General features: G+C 71.8%; 16 protein-coding genes. 7 read left to right on the plus strand and 9 right to left on the minus strand.

The window, feature by feature from the left end; genetic code table 11:
* Positions 1–93 precede the first annotated feature (93 nt).
* Positions 94–849, plus strand: coding sequence for a metallophosphoesterase (locus ACH4VX_RS25580; RefSeq protein WP_398370382.1), 756 nt, complete (start codon positions 94–96; stop codon positions 847–849).
* Here the strand turns inward: ACH4VX_RS25580 and ACH4VX_RS25585 are convergent.
* From ACH4VX_RS25585 to ACH4VX_RS25605, 5 genes are all read right to left on the minus strand, one after another.
* Positions 842–1408 (minus strand): PDZ domain-containing protein, encoded by a 567-nt coding sequence (locus tag ACH4VX_RS25585; protein ID WP_398370384.1) that lies wholly within the window; start codon positions 1406–1408, stop codon positions 842–844. The two genes, ACH4VX_RS25580 and ACH4VX_RS25585, sit on opposite strands and share 8 nt — an antisense overlap.
* Before the next feature lie 37 nt (positions 1409–1445).
* Positions 1446–3602 carry a germacradienol/geosmin synthase Cyc2 gene (cyc2, locus tag ACH4VX_RS25590; RefSeq protein WP_398370386.1) on the minus strand — a complete coding sequence of 719 codons (2157 nt, stop codon included), beginning with the start codon at positions 3600–3602 and terminating at the stop codon, positions 1446–1448.
* Between the two features lie 95 nt (positions 3603–3697).
* Entirely contained in the window at positions 3698–4876 is a 1179-nt protein-coding gene (locus ACH4VX_RS25595; protein ID WP_398370388.1) for a damage-control phosphatase ARMT1 family protein, read from the minus strand.
* Between the two features lie 41 nt (positions 4877–4917).
* On the minus strand, positions 4918–5565 hold the full coding sequence (locus tag ACH4VX_RS25600; protein ID WP_398370390.1) for a ScbR family autoregulator-binding transcription factor: 648 nt from the start codon (positions 5563–5565) through the stop codon (positions 4918–4920).
* 254 nt (positions 5566–5819) lie between these two features.
* Positions 5820–7619: a S8 family peptidase gene (locus tag ACH4VX_RS25605; RefSeq protein WP_398370392.1), complete on the minus strand. Its 1800-nt coding sequence runs from the start codon at positions 7617–7619 to the stop codon at positions 5820–5822.
* A gap of 383 nt (positions 7620–8002) precedes the next feature.
* On the opposite strand from ACH4VX_RS25605, the gene ACH4VX_RS25610 reads away from it, so the two are divergent.
* The 6 genes from ACH4VX_RS25610 (at position 8003) to ACH4VX_RS25635 (ending at position 14018) form a co-directional block, all read left to right on the plus strand.
* Complete coding sequence (locus ACH4VX_RS25610) at positions 8003–8893, plus strand: lytic polysaccharide monooxygenase (RefSeq protein ID WP_398370394.1); 891 nt, start codon at positions 8003–8005, stop codon at positions 8891–8893.
* Between the two features lie 261 nt (positions 8894–9154).
* Positions 9155–10165, plus strand: a complete 1011-nt coding sequence (locus ACH4VX_RS25615; RefSeq protein WP_398370396.1) for a substrate-binding domain-containing protein — start codon at positions 9155–9157, stop codon at positions 10163–10165.
* A 51-nt stretch (positions 10166–10216) separates the two neighbouring features.
* A complete protein-coding gene (locus ACH4VX_RS25620; protein ID WP_398370398.1) occupies positions 10217–12613 on the plus strand; it encodes a nitrate- and nitrite sensing domain-containing protein in 2397 nt (798 codons plus the stop codon).
* 29 nt (positions 12614–12642) lie between these two features.
* Positions 12643–13074 carry a roadblock/LC7 domain-containing protein gene (locus ACH4VX_RS25625; protein ID WP_085575286.1) on the plus strand — a complete coding sequence of 144 codons (432 nt, stop codon included), beginning with the start codon at positions 12643–12645 and terminating at the stop codon, positions 13072–13074.
* Between the two features lies 1 nt (position 13075).
* Entirely contained in the window at positions 13076–13435 is a 360-nt protein-coding gene (locus tag ACH4VX_RS25630; RefSeq protein ID WP_398370400.1) for a DUF742 domain-containing protein, read from the plus strand.
* Positions 13422–14018, plus strand: a complete 597-nt coding sequence (locus tag ACH4VX_RS25635; RefSeq protein WP_398370402.1) for a GTP-binding protein — start codon at positions 13422–13424, stop codon at positions 14016–14018. The genes ACH4VX_RS25630 and ACH4VX_RS25635 overlap by 14 nt, the downstream gene beginning before the upstream one ends.
* Before the next feature lie 43 nt (positions 14019–14061).
* Here the strand turns inward: ACH4VX_RS25635 and ACH4VX_RS25640 are convergent, their stop codons facing one another.
* The 4 genes from ACH4VX_RS25640 to ACH4VX_RS25655 all read right to left on the minus strand — a co-directional run bounded on the left by ACH4VX_RS25640 (position 14062) and on the right by ACH4VX_RS25655 (position 17586).
* Positions 14062–15021: an ABC transporter substrate-binding protein gene (locus tag ACH4VX_RS25640; RefSeq protein WP_398370404.1), complete on the minus strand. Its 960-nt coding sequence runs from the start codon at positions 15019–15021 to the stop codon at positions 14062–14064.
* A 74-nt stretch (positions 15022–15095) separates the two neighbouring features.
* Complete coding sequence (locus tag ACH4VX_RS25645) at positions 15096–15761, minus strand: ABC transporter permease (protein WP_398370405.1); 666 nt, start codon at positions 15759–15761, stop codon at positions 15096–15098.
* Positions 15758–16459, minus strand: coding sequence for an ABC transporter permease (locus ACH4VX_RS25650; protein WP_398370407.1), 702 nt, complete (start codon positions 16457–16459; stop codon positions 15758–15760). Before ACH4VX_RS25650 ends, ACH4VX_RS25645 begins: the two co-directional genes overlap by 4 nt.
* Entirely contained in the window at positions 16456–17586 is a 1131-nt protein-coding gene (locus tag ACH4VX_RS25655) for an ABC transporter ATP-binding protein (RefSeq protein WP_398370409.1), read from the minus strand. Before ACH4VX_RS25655 ends, ACH4VX_RS25650 begins: the two co-directional genes overlap by 4 nt.
* Between the last annotated feature and the right edge of the window lie 93 nt (positions 17587–17679).

The raw sequence follows: 17679 nt of genomic DNA on the forward strand, positions 1-17679 counted from the left end.
ACCACAACCAAGGGTGGAGCATTGCCTTTCCATCACGGCTAATGGTTTGATCATATTGAACCATTAGCAGATATCTCGGGGAGGCGTACGGCCGTGCTCGTACTCGCGCACATCAGCGATCTGCATCTGGACGGAACCGCGCGGGCGACGGAGCGCGCCCGGCGGGTGCGGGACCGGCTGTGGGAGCTGCCGGTCCGGCCGGACGCGCTGCTGGTGACCGGGGACATCGCGGACCACGGCACCGAGGCCGAGTACGAGGAGGCCGCCCGCCTGCTGGGACTGCGCGACGGGACCGCCCCGTTCCCGGTGCTGACCTGCCCGGGCAACCACGACAGCCGGGCCCCGTACCGCAAGGCGCTGCTGGGCCTGCCGGCCGCCGACGGGCCGGTCAACAGCGCGCACGTGCTGGACGGCGGCGCGGTGCTGATGTGCGACTCGAGCATCCCGGACCGCGACGACGGGGAGCTGGACACGGAGACCTACGCCTGGATCGAGTCGACGCTCGACGGGCTCGACGACGGCCTTCCTGCCCTGCTCGCCTTCCACCACCCGCCGGTCCCGCTCCACCACCCCCTGCCCGACTCCTACCCGCTGCGCGACCCCGAGCGGCTGGCCGGCCTGCTGGCGCGGCGGCCCGGGATCGCCGGGCTGATCACCGGTCACGCCCACACCCCGGCCGCCACCACGTTCGCGGGCCGCCCGGTGCTGGTGGGGCCGGGCGTGACCTGGACGCTGCGACTGCCCTGGGAGGGCGAGCAGATCGCGGACCGGGACGCCCCGGTCGGGTTCGCCTTCCATGTACTGGACGACGAGGGCCGGCTCACCAGCCACTTCCGCGTGGTCACGTGACGATGCCGGGGACGGCCGTCAGCCGCTGGTAGCCCCCGCTGCCACGGCGCACCGTCAGTCCCACCTCGTCGCCCGGGCGGGCCCGGGCGACGGCGCGTGCCAGGTCGGCGGCCGAGTCGACACGGGTGGTACCGAAGGCGAGGAGGACGTCGCCGCGTACGAGACCGGCCGAGGACCCCGGGCCGGGCACGTGCACGGCGACGACCAGCGCCCCGGGTCTCCTGTCGTCGGCCACCTCCACGCCGAGCCTGGTGGCGACGGGTGTGGACGGGACGGACCGCGGTGCCGCGGCCGGGGCGGTGGGCGGCACTCCCGCCTGCCGCTTCAGCTCGGCGAGCCCGTCCGCGCCGACGACCGTGGCCCCCACCGCCCCCAGCCCGGCTCCGGAGAGCACCAGGACCACCCCCGCCAGCACCCCGAGCAGCGCGGTCACCAGCCGCTGCCCGCGCCGGCGCCCGGAAGGCCGGCCGGGCGGACCGGAGCCCGGCCCGCCCCCGGATCCGTCACCCCCGCCCCCGTCGCCGGGCATCGGCCTGGGCCGCAACGCGGTCTGTTCCATGGTTCGCCTCCGGCGGCTGTGCGGGCGGTGCGGGGCTTCAGACGAGGACCGGCGGTGCCGGTGAGCGGTCCGGGAGGAAGCCGTGGACCCGGCCGGACAGGTACTCGTCCTTGTAGCGAGCGACGTTGCGGTGCCAGTTGAGGATGCCCGCCATCCAGTTCCGCAGGTCCGCCACATAGCCCCGCATGATCGCCCGTGCCTCGTCCGACAGCTGGAAGTCGTCGTAGGCGACGGGCAGTTCGTGTTGCACCACGTGCTCGAACTGGCGCATGCGCTGGTTCATCAGGTCCTGCACCACGGGCAGCGCGGTCGGATAGTCGATGCCGAAGAAGTTCTGCACCACGAGGACCGCGTTGTGGATCTCGCCCTCGAACTCGATCTCCTTCTGGTAGGAGAAGATGTCGTTGAGGAGGCAGGCGTAGTCGATCGCCGCGTTCTCCAGGGAGCGGACGGGACCGCTGCGGTAGACCTCCGGCGGCACCGCCGGTCCGTGCCCGGCGCGGCAGAGCCCCAGGGTGAGGTCGGATCCGAAGGTGGCGCGCCGCATCTCCAGATAGTCCACGGGGTCCGGGACACGGTTCTGGATCTGGTTGGACAGCTCCCACACCCAGGCCTCGGTCATCGTGTCGACGGCCGACTTCAGGGGGCGGCGCTCATCGGGCGTCATACCGGCCGTCGTACGCCTCCACAGGTCGATCAGCGCCCGCTCCATGGCGTTGACGGGCGGCGGGACCTCCTCGGAGTCGAGGGGCATACAGGCCGACAGGCGGGCCGTGGTCAGCCGGGCGGCGGCCAGATCGCGGCGGTGGCCGTAGACGAGCGGGTAGTAGTCGTCGCCGTAGGTGCCGAAGGCCAGCCAGCCGGAGGCGAGGTCGAGCTGCTCCTGGGTGGCGTCCGGATCGAGTCCCGCCGCGCACAGCGGGAGGTCGCAGCTCTCGAGTCTGTCCTCGTCCCAGACGCCCTCGCCGAGGATGCCCGTCCGCCGCGACCACTCCAGCAGGTGCCGCCGCGCGCCGTCGAGGGCGGGGCTGAGCTCCAGCGGGAACGGCATGCGGATGTCGGGGATGATCGACGGGCCGACCTTCTGGAACGGCACGTGCGTGTGGGCGCGCAGCCTCTCGGCCCCCGCGCCGGCGAGCAGTGCGCCGACGTCGGCGGCGGACGTCCCGGGGCCGGACGGGGACTGCCAGGGGGCGCCGGACCGCGCGCCCTCGTTCATGTAGCGGCTGGAGCGCAGATGCCATTCGTGGCCGCCGGACTGCCAGTCCTGCAGGCCCTTCGTGTACGCCCCGACGGCCGCGGTCTCGGCCGGGGTGAGCCCGTTCTCCAGCGCCACGGCGGGGACTTCGGTGAACGCGGTGTGCTCGAACTGGTGCAGCCGCGAGGTGAGGACGTCGTTGACGATGTCGGCGGCCTCCTGGGTGGTGCAGCCGAAGAAGGTCTCCAGGACGAGTACGCCGTTGCTGAGTTCGCCCTCGTCCTCGACCTCCCGCTGGTAGGAGAAGAGGTCGTTGCGCAGGTGCACGGCATCGGAGAAGGTCTCCATCAGGACCCTCAGCGGCCTGGTTCCGGCGACGGCGGTGGGCACTTCGGCGGTCGCGTACTCCACGAGCCCGGCGGACCAGGGCGCGCCGCCCACCTTGCGGCGCATCTCGATGTATTCGACGGGGTTGGCGATCCGCCCCTCGTTGATGTTGGACAGCTCCCACAGGGACTCGTTGAGGAGGTGTTCGGTGGCGACCGCGAACCGGCGCCGCCAGCCGGCGGACATCGCCGGCACGGTGCGCGCCCACAGGTCGGCGAGACCCGCCTCGACCGGGTTCTCCGGTTCGGGGACGCCGGTCGCCGGGTCGAGCGGCATGAACAGCGGCAGCCGGTCCAGATGGGCCTTGCCTGCGGTGCGGTCCTGGGTGCGTTTGAACTTCTCCAGGAAGTGGTCGTCGAAGAAGAAGACCCACACGTACCAGTCGGTGATGAGCGAGAGGGCGGGCCCGTCGCAGTCGGGATGGGTGTAGGCGCAGAGCAGGCCGTAGTCGTGCGCGTCGAGGTCGGCCTGCTCCCAGACCCCGCTGCCCTCCAGCATGCCCATCTCGCGCGCCCACCCGGCCGAATGGGCGCGGGCCTCGTCGACATGCGGGTTGAGTCGCGCGGGGTGCGGCAGGTAGAAGTGCGGGAGTTCGAACGGCTGCGTCATGGCCGGGGGCTACCCGCGGCCCGGTGGCGGCATCCACCGGGCCGGACATGATCACACCATCGCGTGAACCGTGCCCCGTACGGGAATTGCGGACCCTATGTCCGGACCTGGATCAGCGCGTGGGCGCCACTGGTGCGCCAGCGCTGCTCCTCCGCCGCGATCAGCGCCGCCTCGGTGTCGGCGGTCAGTCCGGTGATCACATCGGACTTCAGGGTGCGCAGGGCGGCGACCGGTCCCGGGAAATAGGCCGTGACCTCCGCGAACGGTGTGGTCGGGGGCCAGTACCGGTCGCCCACCAGACGACGGTAGTTGAGGTCGCCCTTGACGACGGTGAGCGCTGCGGCGGCGAAGTCCGCGCGGAGGTCGTCCGGCATGTCCGCGTACGGCAGCGGCGAGCAGGAGAACGGGTGGGCGCGGAGGGCGAGCCGGCCGTCGGTGAGCGCGGCCCACAGGCCACGGCCGTACTCGGCCGCCGCGCCCTTGGCGCCGGTGAGCCGGCGCACCGCGTCGACGACGTCGGCGGTGGTGGCGTCGGAGACGTAGTACGGGTACGGCTTGACGTGCAGCACCGCCCGGGCGATACGGCCGTGCGCCAGCAGGTGCGCGACGAGCAGCAGGTCCGGGACGAGTTCGCGGCCCGCGTTGTCGGCGACCAGGCACAGCGTGCCCGTGCCGGAGGTGCCGAGCAGCGGCCACAGCCGTTCGCTGTCGTCGGTCACCAGGGCGGGTACGGCGGCCGTCTCCTCGGCGCCCTCGGCGGACAGCCGGAAGCCGAGGTCGGCGCGGTTGCCCCACAGGGAGCCGTGCAGCAGGGCGCGGGCCCGTTCGTCCGCCGGGCGTGCGGCGAGGTCGTCGAGCGCGGCCAGTTCCTCGTCCGTGGCGGGCGAGTCGAGTTCGGCGAGCTTGGAGGGGCGGAACGGGTCGATGCCCTGCCAGGGGCCGGGGGCGAAGTGGTCCAGCGCGTGCAGCAGTCGGCGGTAGAACCAGCTCTCCGACCACAGCCACGGCACGTCGTACCAGGAGCGGCCGGCGTAGGTGTCCATCCCCCAGGTCTCCCAGTGCCGCCGGTCGTGCGCGTCGGCGGGGAGGGGTTCGATCGTGCCTTCGGTGCAGTTGGCGAGCAGGGCGTCGAGCGCGCGGTGCTGCTCGGGCCCGTACGGGAGGGCCTCGCGCACCTGCCGGATGATCGCGGGGTGCCGCTCGACCAGCACGCCGTAGGGGAAGGTGCCGGGCTCGTCGCCGAGGATCACGGGCGCGGTGGGGTGGTCGGACATGCGGCTCACCGTAACGCGCGCCGGGCGCCGCGCACCGCGGGTCACACCGGCGCGATCTCCCGTTCCAGCCGTGCGGCCAGGCTGAGGTAGCGGGCGCGCCGGGTGACGGGGACCAGGCCCCGGATGAGGAGCTGCCACATCTCGGCCGTACGGCGGGGCTGCCTGGCGACGGGTTCACGGGAGCGGCCGACGACACGGGTGCCGACGAAGAAGCAGACCAGGGAGTGCGCCACGACGTCGATGTCGACGTCCGGGTGGACGTCGGACTCCTTGACGGCGCCGAGGAGCCGGGCCGTGACGATGTCCAGCCACTCGGTGAAGGGATGGCTCAGCGGGGGGCGCGGCCGGGTGCCGCCGGTGGCGAGCCGCAGTCCGGCGCGCAGGACGGGGTCCTCGGCCGACATCCTGGCTATGCAGAAGGTGAGGCGCATCAGCGCCTCCAGGGAGGTGTGTCCCCGGATCTCGGTGTCCCTGGCCAGCCGGCGGCTGGTCACGGACTGCAGTTCCAGGATGGCGTGGGCGAGGTCCTCCTTCGCGGCGAAGTGGAAGTAGAGGGCCCCCTTGGTGACCTGGGCGTGCTCGACGATGTCACTGAGACTGGTCGATTCATAGCCCTGCCGGTCGAACAGCTCGGCGGCGGCCGTGATGATCGTCGCGCGGGTCTGCTCGGCGCGTACCTGCCTCGCCATCGCCTGAACTCCTGAGCCGGAAAGGAACGGGTCATGCTGTTTGTTTTCACGCCCGGTACACGATATCTCACGCTACGACAGTATTCACCACGTGGGCATCCCACCGGAGTTGTGCACATCGGGCAAAACGAACGAGCTCTCCGAAAGAAAACAGCACGTCCGGTATCTAAGTGTGTCAGGTGCGGGGGCAAAAGAGAACGGCGGGCCGACCGGTGCTCTGTCCGCACCGGCCGGCCCGCCCTTTTCGGGGTGGATCAGAAGGTCAACTGCCAGCCGTTGAGCCGGCCGGTGTCGTAGGACGCCGTGTCCCGCACCCGCAGCTTCCAGGTGCCGTTCGCGGTCTCGGCGGACGCGTTCACCGTGTAGGTGGTGTCGACGTCGTCCGCGGAGTCCGAGGAACTGGCGGACTTCAGGCGGTACACCGAACCGTCCGGCGCCACCAGGTCGACGACCAGGTCACCCCGGTAGGTGTGGGTGATGTCCACACCCACCTGGAGGGCGGACGGCGCGTTGCCGCTGCGGCCGCTCACCGTGATCGGGGACTCGATCGCCGAGCCGTTGTCCGGGACGGCGACGGCGGTGGTACTGGAGTACGTGGAGCCGGTGGACGTACCGCCCTTGACGGCCTGGACGGCCTTGGCGGCGTCCGCCAGGCCCGCGCCGCAGCCGCCGGAGCAGGTGCCGGGCAGCGCACGGGCGTTGGACTTGATCACCGACTCGATCCGGGCCGGGGTGAGGGCGGGGTCGGCCGACTTCATCAGCGCGGCGAGGCCCGCGACGTGCGGAGTGGCCATGCTGGTGCCCTGGTAGTAGGCGTACGTCTCGGTGGACGGGGTGCGGGCGCCGGAGTTCAGCGTGGACAGGATGCCGTTGGCCGCGGTCGCGGTCTCACCGCCGGGCGCGGCGATGTCCACGATCGTGCCGTAGTTGGAGTAGGAGGCGCGGTTGCCGGAGCGGTCGGTGGCGGCGACGGTGATGACGTTGCCGCAGTTGGCCGGGGAGGAGTCGGCGGCGTTCCGGTTCTCGTTGCCGGCCGCGACGACCACCGTGGTGCCCCGGCCCACGGCGCCGTCGATGGCGCTCTGGGTGGCGGTGGAGCAGGCGCCGCCCCCGCCGAGGCTCATGTTGATGACCTCGGCGACGTCGGTGTTGGCGGGCACGCCGGAGACGGTGCCGCCGGACGCCCAGGTGATGGCGTCGATGATGTCGGAGTCGTAGCCGCCGCACTTGCCGAGCACCCGCACCGGGGAGATCTTCGCGCCGTACGCGATGCCGGCGACGCCCTTGCCGTTGTTCGTGGCCGCGGCGATGGTGCCCGCCACATGGGTGCCGTGCCAGGAGGAGCTGCCACCGGTGGCCTGGCCGCACTCGCCGGCCGCGTACCAGTCGCCCGGGTCGGCCGGGTTGCTGTCGCGGCCGTTGCCGTCGACGGAGACGGCGGTGTCGGAGATGAAGTCGTAGCCGCCGACGATGTTCGCGGCGAGGTCGGAGTGGGTGACGTATCCGGTGTCGATGACGGCGACGGTGACACCACTGCCGGTGGTGAGGTCCCAGGCGCCCGGCACGCGCATGCCGGCGGTGGACTCGAACAGGTCCCACTGCTTGCCGTACTCGGTGTCGTTCGGGGTGGCCAGCGGCTTGTTGAGGCGGTCCGGTACGACGTAGGCGACCCGCGGGTCGGCCCGGTACTCGGCGACGACGTCGGCGACCTCCGCCGCGGTGGGCCCGGTGCCCAGGTCGACGAGGGCGGCGCCGGTGCCGAGGCGACGCCGGAAGTCGACGTCCTCTCCGGCCTGCTCGGCCTTGGTGGCGGCGTCCGCGGCGGCGGCCTTGTCGGACGTGGCCTCGGCGGCGCCGGACTTGTAGCCGACGATGAGCCGTTCGGCCGGGGTGCCCGGGGCGGCCTCGGTGTGGGCCGCGGGGGCGGCCGGCGCCTCGGAGGAGGCGTCCTGGGCGACGGCGGCCCGGGCGGACGCGGCCGTCAGCAGGGCGACGGAGAGGGCGGCGACGGATATCAGCTTCCGTCTCGGAGAGGAGCCTTGGGGAGAGCTCAAGAAGGTACGCAAGGGGGGTGCCTTTCGTGCCGGGACTCCGGGCAGCGCGGAGTGTGGGGAGGAGAATCGATTCGCTTCGTCGTCTTGTCGTCGAAGCGGCGTGGGGTGAATCGACGTGCGGCAAATCGGCCGGCCGGGCGCGGGCAGTGGTCCGTCCGGGATCACCGGTGGGCCGACCGCGGTCGAACGATAGGCATCGCGCGGGCCACCGGGATACGGGGGAAACCCTCGATCCGGCCGGGAACCCACCCTCGCCGAAAGGCGGTTGACCAGGAACGGGCCGCTATGCCCGCATCGTCGCGGAGGTGAACGCGCCAGGCGTTCGCTCCGTACTGCACGGAAGAGTTCCCCGTGTTCCCTGCCCGCCGAAGGAGGCGGTCCGGATGCCCCGGACGACCGCACACCGCACCGCGCTCGCGGCGGCCCTCGCCGCCCCGCTGCTGCTGCCGCTGTGGGCGGCGGCGCCGGCCGGGGCCCACGGGGCGCCGACGGATCCGGTGAGCCGGGTCGTGGCCTGCTCGCCCGAGGGCGGCGCCAGCGCGGGGGCGGCGGCCTGTCGTGCCGCCGTCGCCGCGAACGGTGCGCCGTTCACCGCGTGGGACGACCTGCGGGTGGCGGACGTCGCCGGCCGGGACCGCCGGCGGATCCCCGACGGACACCTGTGCAGCGGAGGACTGCCCGCCTACCGGGGCCTCGACCTGGCCCGCGCGGACTGGCCGGCCACCCGGGTGGGACCCGGCGGGGCGCTGCCGATGACGTACGTCTCGACGATCCCGCACACCGGCACGTTCCGTATGTATCTGACGGAGCCCGGCTACGACCCGGCGAAGCCGCTCACCTGGGCCGATCTGCCCGAGGAGCCGTTCGCCGAGGTGACGGACCCGGCGCTGACGGACGGCGCCTACCGGTTCCGGGTGACCCTGCCGTCGGACCGGACGGGACGTCAGGTGCTGTACACGGTCTGGCAGAACAGCAGCACTCCGGACACGTACTACTCGTGCTCGGACGTGGTGTTCCCGGAGAAGGAGGAAACGGCGGAACCGACGGAGGAGAGTTCGGCGCCCCCCTCGTCGACTCCGCGCCCCCGGACGGCGAGCACCCCGGCCGCAGGCAGGACGGCGCCCCGTGCCGCCGGGACCGCGAGCATCCCCACCGCGAACACCACCGCCGCCGGCCCGTCCGGGCCGTCCGCCCCGCTGCTCGCGGGCGGCGCCGCCGCCGTCCTGGTGCTCACCGGCGGTGCCGCGCTGGCCCTGCGGTTGCGCCGGCGCTGAACGGCGGGCGCCCGGAAGAGGGCCGCAGCCACTCCGTACCGTCCGTTCGGTTCGGTGGCGCGAAACGACCGTGCCGTACTCACGGTTCATCACAATGCGGCAGCATCGCCTCACTTCACGTGGCTGTTCACTTGACGACCGGTGGTCCCACAGGGTTGGCTCCGGCCCAATGAGAGTCACCCGTTCGGCGCACGCCCCCGCGGTTCCGTCGGTGCTCTCCCCCTGCTCTTGCTCGGCCGCACAGCGAGGTCCGCACTCTCCATGAACACTCGTCCCCCGTCCCGACGCCTCCCGAGACGCCGTCTGGCGGCGCTGGCCGCCGCCGTCGGTCTGCTGGCGACCGGCTGTTCCGCCTTCGGCTCGGCCGACGACTCCTCGGACTCCGACGGCGCGGGTGCCTCCGGCGCCGGACGGATCAGGATCGCGATGGTCACCCACGGCAGCGAGGGCGACGCGTTCTGGGACCGGGTGAAGAGGGGTGCCGAGGCGGCGGCCGCCAAGGACGGCATCGAACTGACGTATGTGAGCGACCCGGACCCGGCGGGGCAGGCCGAGCTGGTCCGCGAGGCGGTCCGCGACGGTGTCGACGGCATCGCGCTGACACTGGCCAAACCGGCCGCCATGAAGGGCCCGGTCAACGAGGCGCGGGCCGCGGACATCCCCGTGGTCGGGCTCAACTCCGGTATCGACGCCTGGAAGTCGGCGGGACTGCTGGAGTTCTTCGGCCAGGACGAGAGCGTGGCGGGCCGGGCCGTCGGCGACAAGCTGGACGAGCTGAAGGCCGAGCACACCCTGTGCGTCGTCCACGAGCGTGGCAACGTTGCCCTGGAGGCCCGCTGCGCCGGCGTGAAGAAGACGTTCGGCGGGACGACCGAGAACCTCTACGTGGACGGCACCGACATGCGCGCCGTCTCCGGCATCATCACCGCCCGGCTGCGGCAGGACCCGACCATCGACGAGGTGGTCACCAACGGGGCGGACTTCGCGCTCACCGCGGTCGAGGCCGTCGCGGAGGCGGACAGCGAGGCCGACGTCGCCACCTTCGACCTCAACAACGACCTGGTGGACGCCGTGCGCGGCGGCAACGTCCAGTTCGCCGTCGACCAGCAGCCCTATCTGCAGGGCTACCTCGCCGTCGACGCGCTGTGGCTGTACCGGACCAACGGCAACATCAGCGGCGGCGGGGTCGCGCCCGTGCTCACCGGACCGGCGTTCGTCACGAAGTCCAACGCCGCCTCGGTCGCCGGGTTCGCCGCCGACGGAACCCGCTGACGGGCCCTCCCGTGCGTACTTCCACCACCATCCGACCGCTCTAGGACCACGATGTCTCCACGGACAGGTGCCCGGCGCCGCCTCGGCTCCATACGTCTCTCGCTGTTCCTCCTCGCCCTGGTGCCCAGCGTCACCCTCGCCGGCATGTGGGGCCTGACGACGATCCAGATGTTCTCCGAGGGCCTGCAACTGCGTTCCCAGACGGAACTGAGCCGGTCGACCGGCGCGATGGGCACGCACGCCACGCTCGCCCTGCAGCAGGAGCGCAGGCTGACCGCCGCCTGGCTGGCCGAGCCGAAGAGCCCCCGGACCGCCCTCGAGGCACAGCGCAAGCGGACCGACGAGGCGGTGGCGAAGCTGGTCGGTCAGGCGGACGCGATCGCCGAGGCACCGGCGCGCATCTCGGACCGCATGTACGGGGTGCTCGGCTCGGTGGGCAGTCTGGAGTACTACCGGGACCAGGTGGACACGCCCAGCGACATCACCGCCGAGCAGGCGCTCGACCAGTACACCTCGATCATCGACGACCAGATCCACGCCTTCCAGGAACTCTCCCAGGTCGACGACGGTGACCTGACCTCGCAGGCCGGACCGCTGGTCTCGCTGGAGCACGCGGCGGAGCTGGTCTCCGAGGAGGACGCGCGGCTCACCCTCGCCTGGCCCTCCGGGCGCCTGGACACGGAGAGCTGGAGCGATTTCGCGGAGCTGGTGCACACCCGCCGCTGGCTGGTCGACGACCAGATCGTGCCGTCCCTGCGCGGCGAGACCAAGGCCCAGACCGAGCGGATCCTGCAGAGTTCCGAGTGGCGTGCCCTGGAGGCGGTCGAGGACCAGATCCTCGCGACCGCGCCCACCGGCAAGAAGCGCAGCGTCGACATGCCGGACCTGCGGGAGCGGTGGGACGAGGCCATGGACCGGGTCTCCCCGCAGTACGCCACCATGATCCGGGAGCAGACCGACTCCCTGCTCACCCGCAGCGCCGACGAGGCCCGGGGCCTGCTGCTGACGGCCGCCGCCCTGAGCGCCGCCGGACTGCTCGCGCTGCTGCTGTGCGTCGGCCTGTCCTGGCGCATCACCCGCTCGCTGTCCCGCCGGCTGCGCGGTCTGCGGGTGGCCACCCTCGGCCTGGCCGAGGAGCGGCTGCCCGACGTGGTGGCCCGGCTGGAGCGGGGCGAGAAGGTCGACGCGGAGTCGGCGACGACCCCGCTGGACTACGGCCACGACGAACTGGGCCAGGTCGCCCAGGCGTTCAACACCGCGCAGCGCACGGCCGTGCACACCGCGGTCGAACTCGCCGACACCCGGCGCGGTTTCCAGAAGGTCATCCTCGGCATCGCGCGGCAGAGCCAGAACCTGGTCAACCTCCAGCTCAGCAAGCTCGACGCGCTGGAGCGCCGGCACACCGACCCCGAGGTCCTCAAGGGTCTGTACGAACTGGACTCCACGGCCAGCCAGTTGCGCCGGTACGAGGAGAACCTGGTCATCGTCAGCGGTGAGCGTCCCGGCCGTACCTGGAGCGAGCCGGTCGCGCTGATCGACATCGTGCGCAGTGCCGTCGGCGAGGTCGCCGAGTACCAGCGGGTGGAGGTGCTCACCGAGGAGGAGGTGTCGCTCGCCCCGCCCGCGGTGGCCGACGTCATCCATCTGCTGGCCGAGTTGATCGACAACGCGACGGTGTACTCGCCGGCGCCGAGCCCCGTCACGGTACGGGCGTCGATGGTGGCCAAGGGCCTGGCCGTCGAGATCGAGGACCGGGGCCTCGGCATGTCGGACGACGACTACGCCTCCCTGAACGCCCAGTTGGCCAAGGCGCCGCAGTTCGACGTGGTGGCGCTCGCCGACGACCTCCGGCTCGGCTTGTTCGTGATCTCCCAGCTCGCGCACCGGCACGGCATCTCCGTGACCCTGCGCCCCTCGCCGTACGGCGGGACGACGGCGATCGTGCTGATCCCGCACGAGATCGTGGTGCTCGACGTGCCGTCCGGCGGTGGACGGCGGGAGACGCACACCGAGGTCGCGGAGGACCGTCCCACTGCCGACGGCCGGGTTGTCGACGGCCGGGCGGACGACGGGCACAGGGAGACCGTGGCCGCCGGCGCGAAGCAGGCCGCGGCGCCCCGGCCGGCGACCGCCGTCCGGACCGCCCCCGCACCGGTGCCCGCACCCCGCCCGGACGGGCTCACCCCGCTCCCCCGCCGGGTGCCGCAGACCAGCCTGGCCGCCGAACTCCGCGAGGAGTCCGTCCCGGACGCCGAGGACGACTCCGGCGACTTCACCGCGGAACACGCCGCCTCCTCCCTCGCCGGCTTCCAGCGCGGCACGTCCCAGGCGCGGGACGATGACGACACCGACGAGGCCGGGCCACCGGAGGCCGCGGACAAGGCGGCCGTACCGGCGCACGTGCCCGCCGCTCCCGCAGAGCTCCCGACTCCGCCCGCCGACCGCTGACCGCCGACCGTTCACGAAGGAACACCGTCATGACACGCCCCATCCCCGCCACCCACACCCAGCTGGACCAGCTGCTGACCGGACTCGTCGAACGGGTCGCCGACGTGAACCAGGCCGTGGTGCTCTCCGAGGACGGGCTGGTGGTGAGCAAGTCCACCGGCTTCCTGCGGGACGACGCGGAACGCCTGGCGGCGACCGCGTCCGGTCTGATGAGCCTCAGCAAGGGCGTCAGCATGGACTTCCGCGGCGGCCCGGTGCGCCAGGCGCTCATCGAGATGGCGCACAGCTACCTGATCCTCACCTCGGCCGGTCCCGGCGCCCACCTGGTGGTGCTGACCGGTCCGGGCGCGGACGTCGGCGTGGTGGCGTACCAGATGAACATGCTGGTGAAGAAGATCGGCGAGCACCTCAGCGCGGCCCCGCGGGACATCGCGGGGCCGGCCGTCGACCCCGGCGTGTGAGGTGGGCGGAAGCGACTCGGCGGGCCGGCTCGTACGGCCGTTCACCCTGACCGGTGGCCGGACCCGGCCCAGCCGCGCCGACTTCACGCTCATCACGACGGTGACGACGGCGGATCCGCAGCCCGAGGGGGCGGCCCGGCCGCAGCCCGAGCACTCCCGGATCCTGCGGCTGTGCGCCGAGCCGATGGCGGTCGCCGAGCTCGCCGCGCGTCTCGACCTCCCCATGAGCGTGGTCGTCATCATGCTGTGCGACCTGCTGGAGGCGGGCCGGATCGTCGTCCGCCCGCCGCACCCCGTCGACCGCACCACTGTGGACCTGGATCTGCTGCAGAAAGTGAGGGAGGGCCTTGGCCGGCTCTGACACCACCGCTCGGACGTCCGCCGGGCGTTCGGCACCCGACACGGTCAAGATCCTGATCGCCGGCGGCTTCGGCGTGGGCAAGACGACCATGGTCGGCTCGGTCAGCGAGATCGTCCCGCTGCGTACCGAGGAGCCGCTGACCATGGCGGGTCTGGACGTCGACGACCTGAACGGCGTCGAGGAGAAACGTGCCACCACGGTCGCCCTGGACTTCGGCCGGATCACCGTCTCGGACGACCTCGTGCTGTATCTCTTCGGCACGCCGGGGCAGCAGCGGTTCTGGTTCATGTGGAACGACCTGGCCGTCGGCGCGCTGGGCGCGGTGGTCCTGGTGGATGTGCGCAGGCCCAAGACCAGCTTCGCCGCGATCGACTTCTTCGAGCGCCGGGGCATCCCGTTCGTGATCGCCGTCAACGGCTTCCACGGGGAACATCCGTACCCGGTCGAGGACATCCGGGAGGCACTGACGCTGCCGGACGGCGTGCCGGTGCTGCTGTGCGACGCGCGGGAGCGGGAGTCGTGCCGGGACGTGCTGGTCGCGCTGATCGACCGGCTGATCGCGCAGGCGGCTCCGGCGCGGTGAACGGCCCGGGGGGTGCGGCCCGTTCGCCGCACCCCCCGCGGGATCAGTCCAGGCCGGCCGACTTGAGCCAGGCCTTCGCCACGTCCAGCGGGTCCTTCTTCTCCAGCTGCACCTGGGCGTCCAGGTCGAGGAGGGTCTCGGTGTCCAGCTTCGCGGAGACCGCGTTCAACGCCTCCACGCCCTCCTGGGGCAGTCCCTCCTTGCGGACCAGCGGGGTGACGTTGGCGAAGCCGAAGAGGTTCTCCGGGTCCTTGAGGACGACGAACTTCTCCTTGACGATGGTCGGGTCGGTGGTGAAGACGTCCGCGGCCTGGACCTCGTTCCCGGTGAGTGCCGCCTGGGTGAGCGGGCCGCCCGCGTCGAGCGCCTTGAACGACTTGAACTTCAGGCCGTAGACGGTCTCCAGGCCCTTCAGCCCCTGCTTCCTGGTCTGGAACTCGGGCGATCCTCCGATGACCATCTCCGGCGCGACGTCCTTGAGGTCGGCGAGGGTCGACCCGTCGGTGAGGCCGTACTTCTTCGCCGTCTCGGCGTTGACGGCGACGGAGTCCTTGTCCTCGGCCGGCGACGACTCCAGCAGCGTCAGCGACTTGTCCAGCTCGGCCTTGGCGGCCTCGTTCACGGCGTCCGCCGACTGCTGCCCGGCCTTGGGGTCGAGATAGGCGAGGAGAGAACCGTTGTACTCCGGCAGGACAGTGATGGAGCCGTTCTTCATCAGGCCGTACGTCGTCTCACGGCTGCCGATGTTGTGCTTGTAGTCGACCTTGAGGCCCTTGGCCCGGAGCGCCTCGCCGTAGATGTCGGCGAGCAGGGTGCTCTCGGCGAAGTTGTTGGAGCCGACGACGACGGTGCCGGCCTCCGCCTTCTCCCCGTCGAGGGGGTTGTCGGAGGTGCCGTCGGAGGAGGAACAGCCCGCGAGCAGCGCCGCCGCGGCGGTGAGCGCGACGGCCGCCGCGCCGGTGTGCCTCGTCCTGGACCTGCTGCTTTTCGCGGTAGAAGTCATTCGCCGATCCAATCCAGCCGTTTACGGTGAGTCAAGAACGTCCGGGTCACGTTTGTCGCACATCTGATCGAACGTCAGCGCCTGCGTACTCCGGGGGAGACCGCCAGTCGTCCCGCCGCCCAGAACACCGCGAGGGTGAGCAGCGCCAGGACGGCCACCAGCGTGGCTCCGCCGACCACCTTCTCGTAGTCGCGCTGGTAGAGCCCGTCGATGATGTACCGGCCGAGCCCGCCGAGACTGACGTACGCGGCGATGGTGGCCGTCGACACGATCTGGATGGCGGCGGAGCGCAGACCGCTCAGGATCAATGGAAGCGCCACCGGCACCTCGACCTGGAAGAGGACCCGCGACTCGCGCATGCCCATGCCTCTGGCGGCGTCCACCGGGGCGGGGTCGACGGAGCGGACCGCCTCGTAGGTGGTCACCAGGATCGGCGGTACGGCCAGCACGACCAGCGGGATCATCACGGGCAGCAGGCCGAAGCCGATCAGCAGGACGGCGAGGACCAGCAGGCCGAAACTGGGCAGGGCGCGGGCTGCGTTGGCGATGAAGGCGAGCGCGTTGCCGCCGCGTCCGGTGTGGCCGGTCAACAGGCCGACGGGGAGCCCGATGGCGGCCGCGACGGCGAGGGCCAGCAAGGAGTACTGGAGATGCTCCCAGAAACGCTGCGGGATGCCGTCGTAACCGTGCCAGTGGGCACTGTCGCTGAAGAAGGCGTTGACGAAGTCGAGGACGTTCACCGGACCGCGCCCTCCGGGGTGGTCTCTTCCCGCCGTGCGGCGGGTTTCGGACGGGTGCCGCCGCGCGGCATCCACGGGGTCAGCAGCACCCGCAGCAGGACCAGCAGGGCGTCGCACAGGATCGCCAGGGCGGCCATCGTCACCACTGCGTTCACCGCGAGTTCGGGCCGGTCGTACTTCTGCGCGGCCGCGAGCAGGTTGCCGAGGGCGCCCTGGTTGCCGATCAGCGCGCCGACGCTGACCAGGGAGATGCTGGACGCGGTGGCGATCCGGAGCCCGGCGATGATGGCGGGCGCGGCGATGGGCAACTGCACCTGGAGGTAACGGCGTACGGGGCCGAAGCCCATGGCGGTGGCCGCGGCGAGGGTCTCGTCCGGCACCGAGCGCACGCCGTCGACGATGGCCGGAACCAGCACCACCAGGCTGTACAGGGCCAGCGGGATCATCACCGTGAGTTCGGTCTGGCCGGTGTAGTCGATGAGGACGACGAAGAACGCCAGGGAGGGAACGGCGTACAGCACGGTCGTCAGGCCGAGCACGGGCGGGTACAGCCAGCGGAAGCGCCCGCACAGCTGCGCGATCGGCAGCGCGAGGAGCAGCCCGGCGGCCACCGGCAGCAGCGCCTCCCGCATGTGCAGGCCGATCAGGCCGGCCCAGCTGTGCTGGAGGTCGCTGGGGATGTCGAAGAAGCCGGTCACCTGGCAACCCCTGCCTTGTCCGGGTCCGGCCGGCTCTCGGTGTGGGCGGCGCGGATCGCCTCGCCGATGGTCTGCTGGGAGACGACGCCGGTCACCCGGCCGCCGCCGTCCACGGCGACCGCCCAGCCGACGGGTGAGAGCACGGCGCAGTCGAGGGCGACCCGCAGGGAGTCGGCACCGGGCACGAACGGCCGTCCGTAGGGCAGCAGTCGGTCGGTCCTGATCTCCCCGGCGGTCAGCTCCTCGCGGGCGGCCCAGCCGAGCGGGCGGCCGTCGGGGTCGGTGACGAGGAGGTGGGCGGCCTTGGTGGCGGCGATCCGTCCGGCGCCGGCGTCGGCCGGGATCACCGCGTCGGTGGTCGGCTCCAGTGCGGCGGAGGGGAAGAAGGACAGCCGCCGGATGCCGCGGTCGGCGCCGAGGAAGTCCTCGACGAACCCGTCCGCGGGCTTCGACAGCAGCTCGGCGGGCGGCGCGTACTGGGCGAGCCGGCCGCCCTCGCGCAGTACGGCGACCATGGTGCCGAGTTTGATCGCCTCGTCGATGTCGTGGGTGACGAAGACGATGGTCTTGCCCAGCTCGTCCTGGATGCGCAGGAGTTCGTCCTGCAGTCCCTTGCGCACCACGGGGTCGACGGCGGAGAACGGCTCGTCCATCAGCAGCACCGGCGGGTCCGCGGCGAGCGCCCGCGCCACGCCGACGCGCTGCTGCTGCCCGCCGGAGAGCTGGTACGGGTACCGCCTGGCCAGCGAGGGGTCAAGACCCACCCGCTCCATCAGCTCCGCCGCCCGCTCCCGGGCCCGCTGCCTGCCCCAGCCGAGCATGCGGGGCACGGTGGCGATGTTGTCGACGATCGTGCGGTGCTGGAAGAGCCCGGCGTTCTGGATGACGTACCCCATGGACCGGCGCAGGGTGGTGACCGGCTGCCGCCGGGTGTCCTCGCCGTCGAGCAGGATCGTTCCCTCGGTGGGTTCGACCATCCGGTTGATCATGCGGAGGGTGGTCGTCTTGCCGCACCCCGAGGGTCCGACGAGGACGGTGATCGAGCGGTCGGGGATCTCCAGCGACAGCCGGTCGACCGCCACCGTGCCGTCCGGGTACCGCTTCGTGACTGAATCGATCCGTATCAAGACGCGGAATACCCTTCCGGTGGGCGGACACTTCTGGCCAGAGCCTGACGCCGGTCGAGTCTAGACGCCGTCCCTGACAAGCACCTTTTGGCG

Source organism: Streptomyces sp. NPDC020731, assembly GCF_044334705.1.
In the GTDB taxonomy this organism is placed as follows: domain Bacteria; phylum Actinomycetota; class Actinomycetes; order Streptomycetales; family Streptomycetaceae; genus Streptomyces.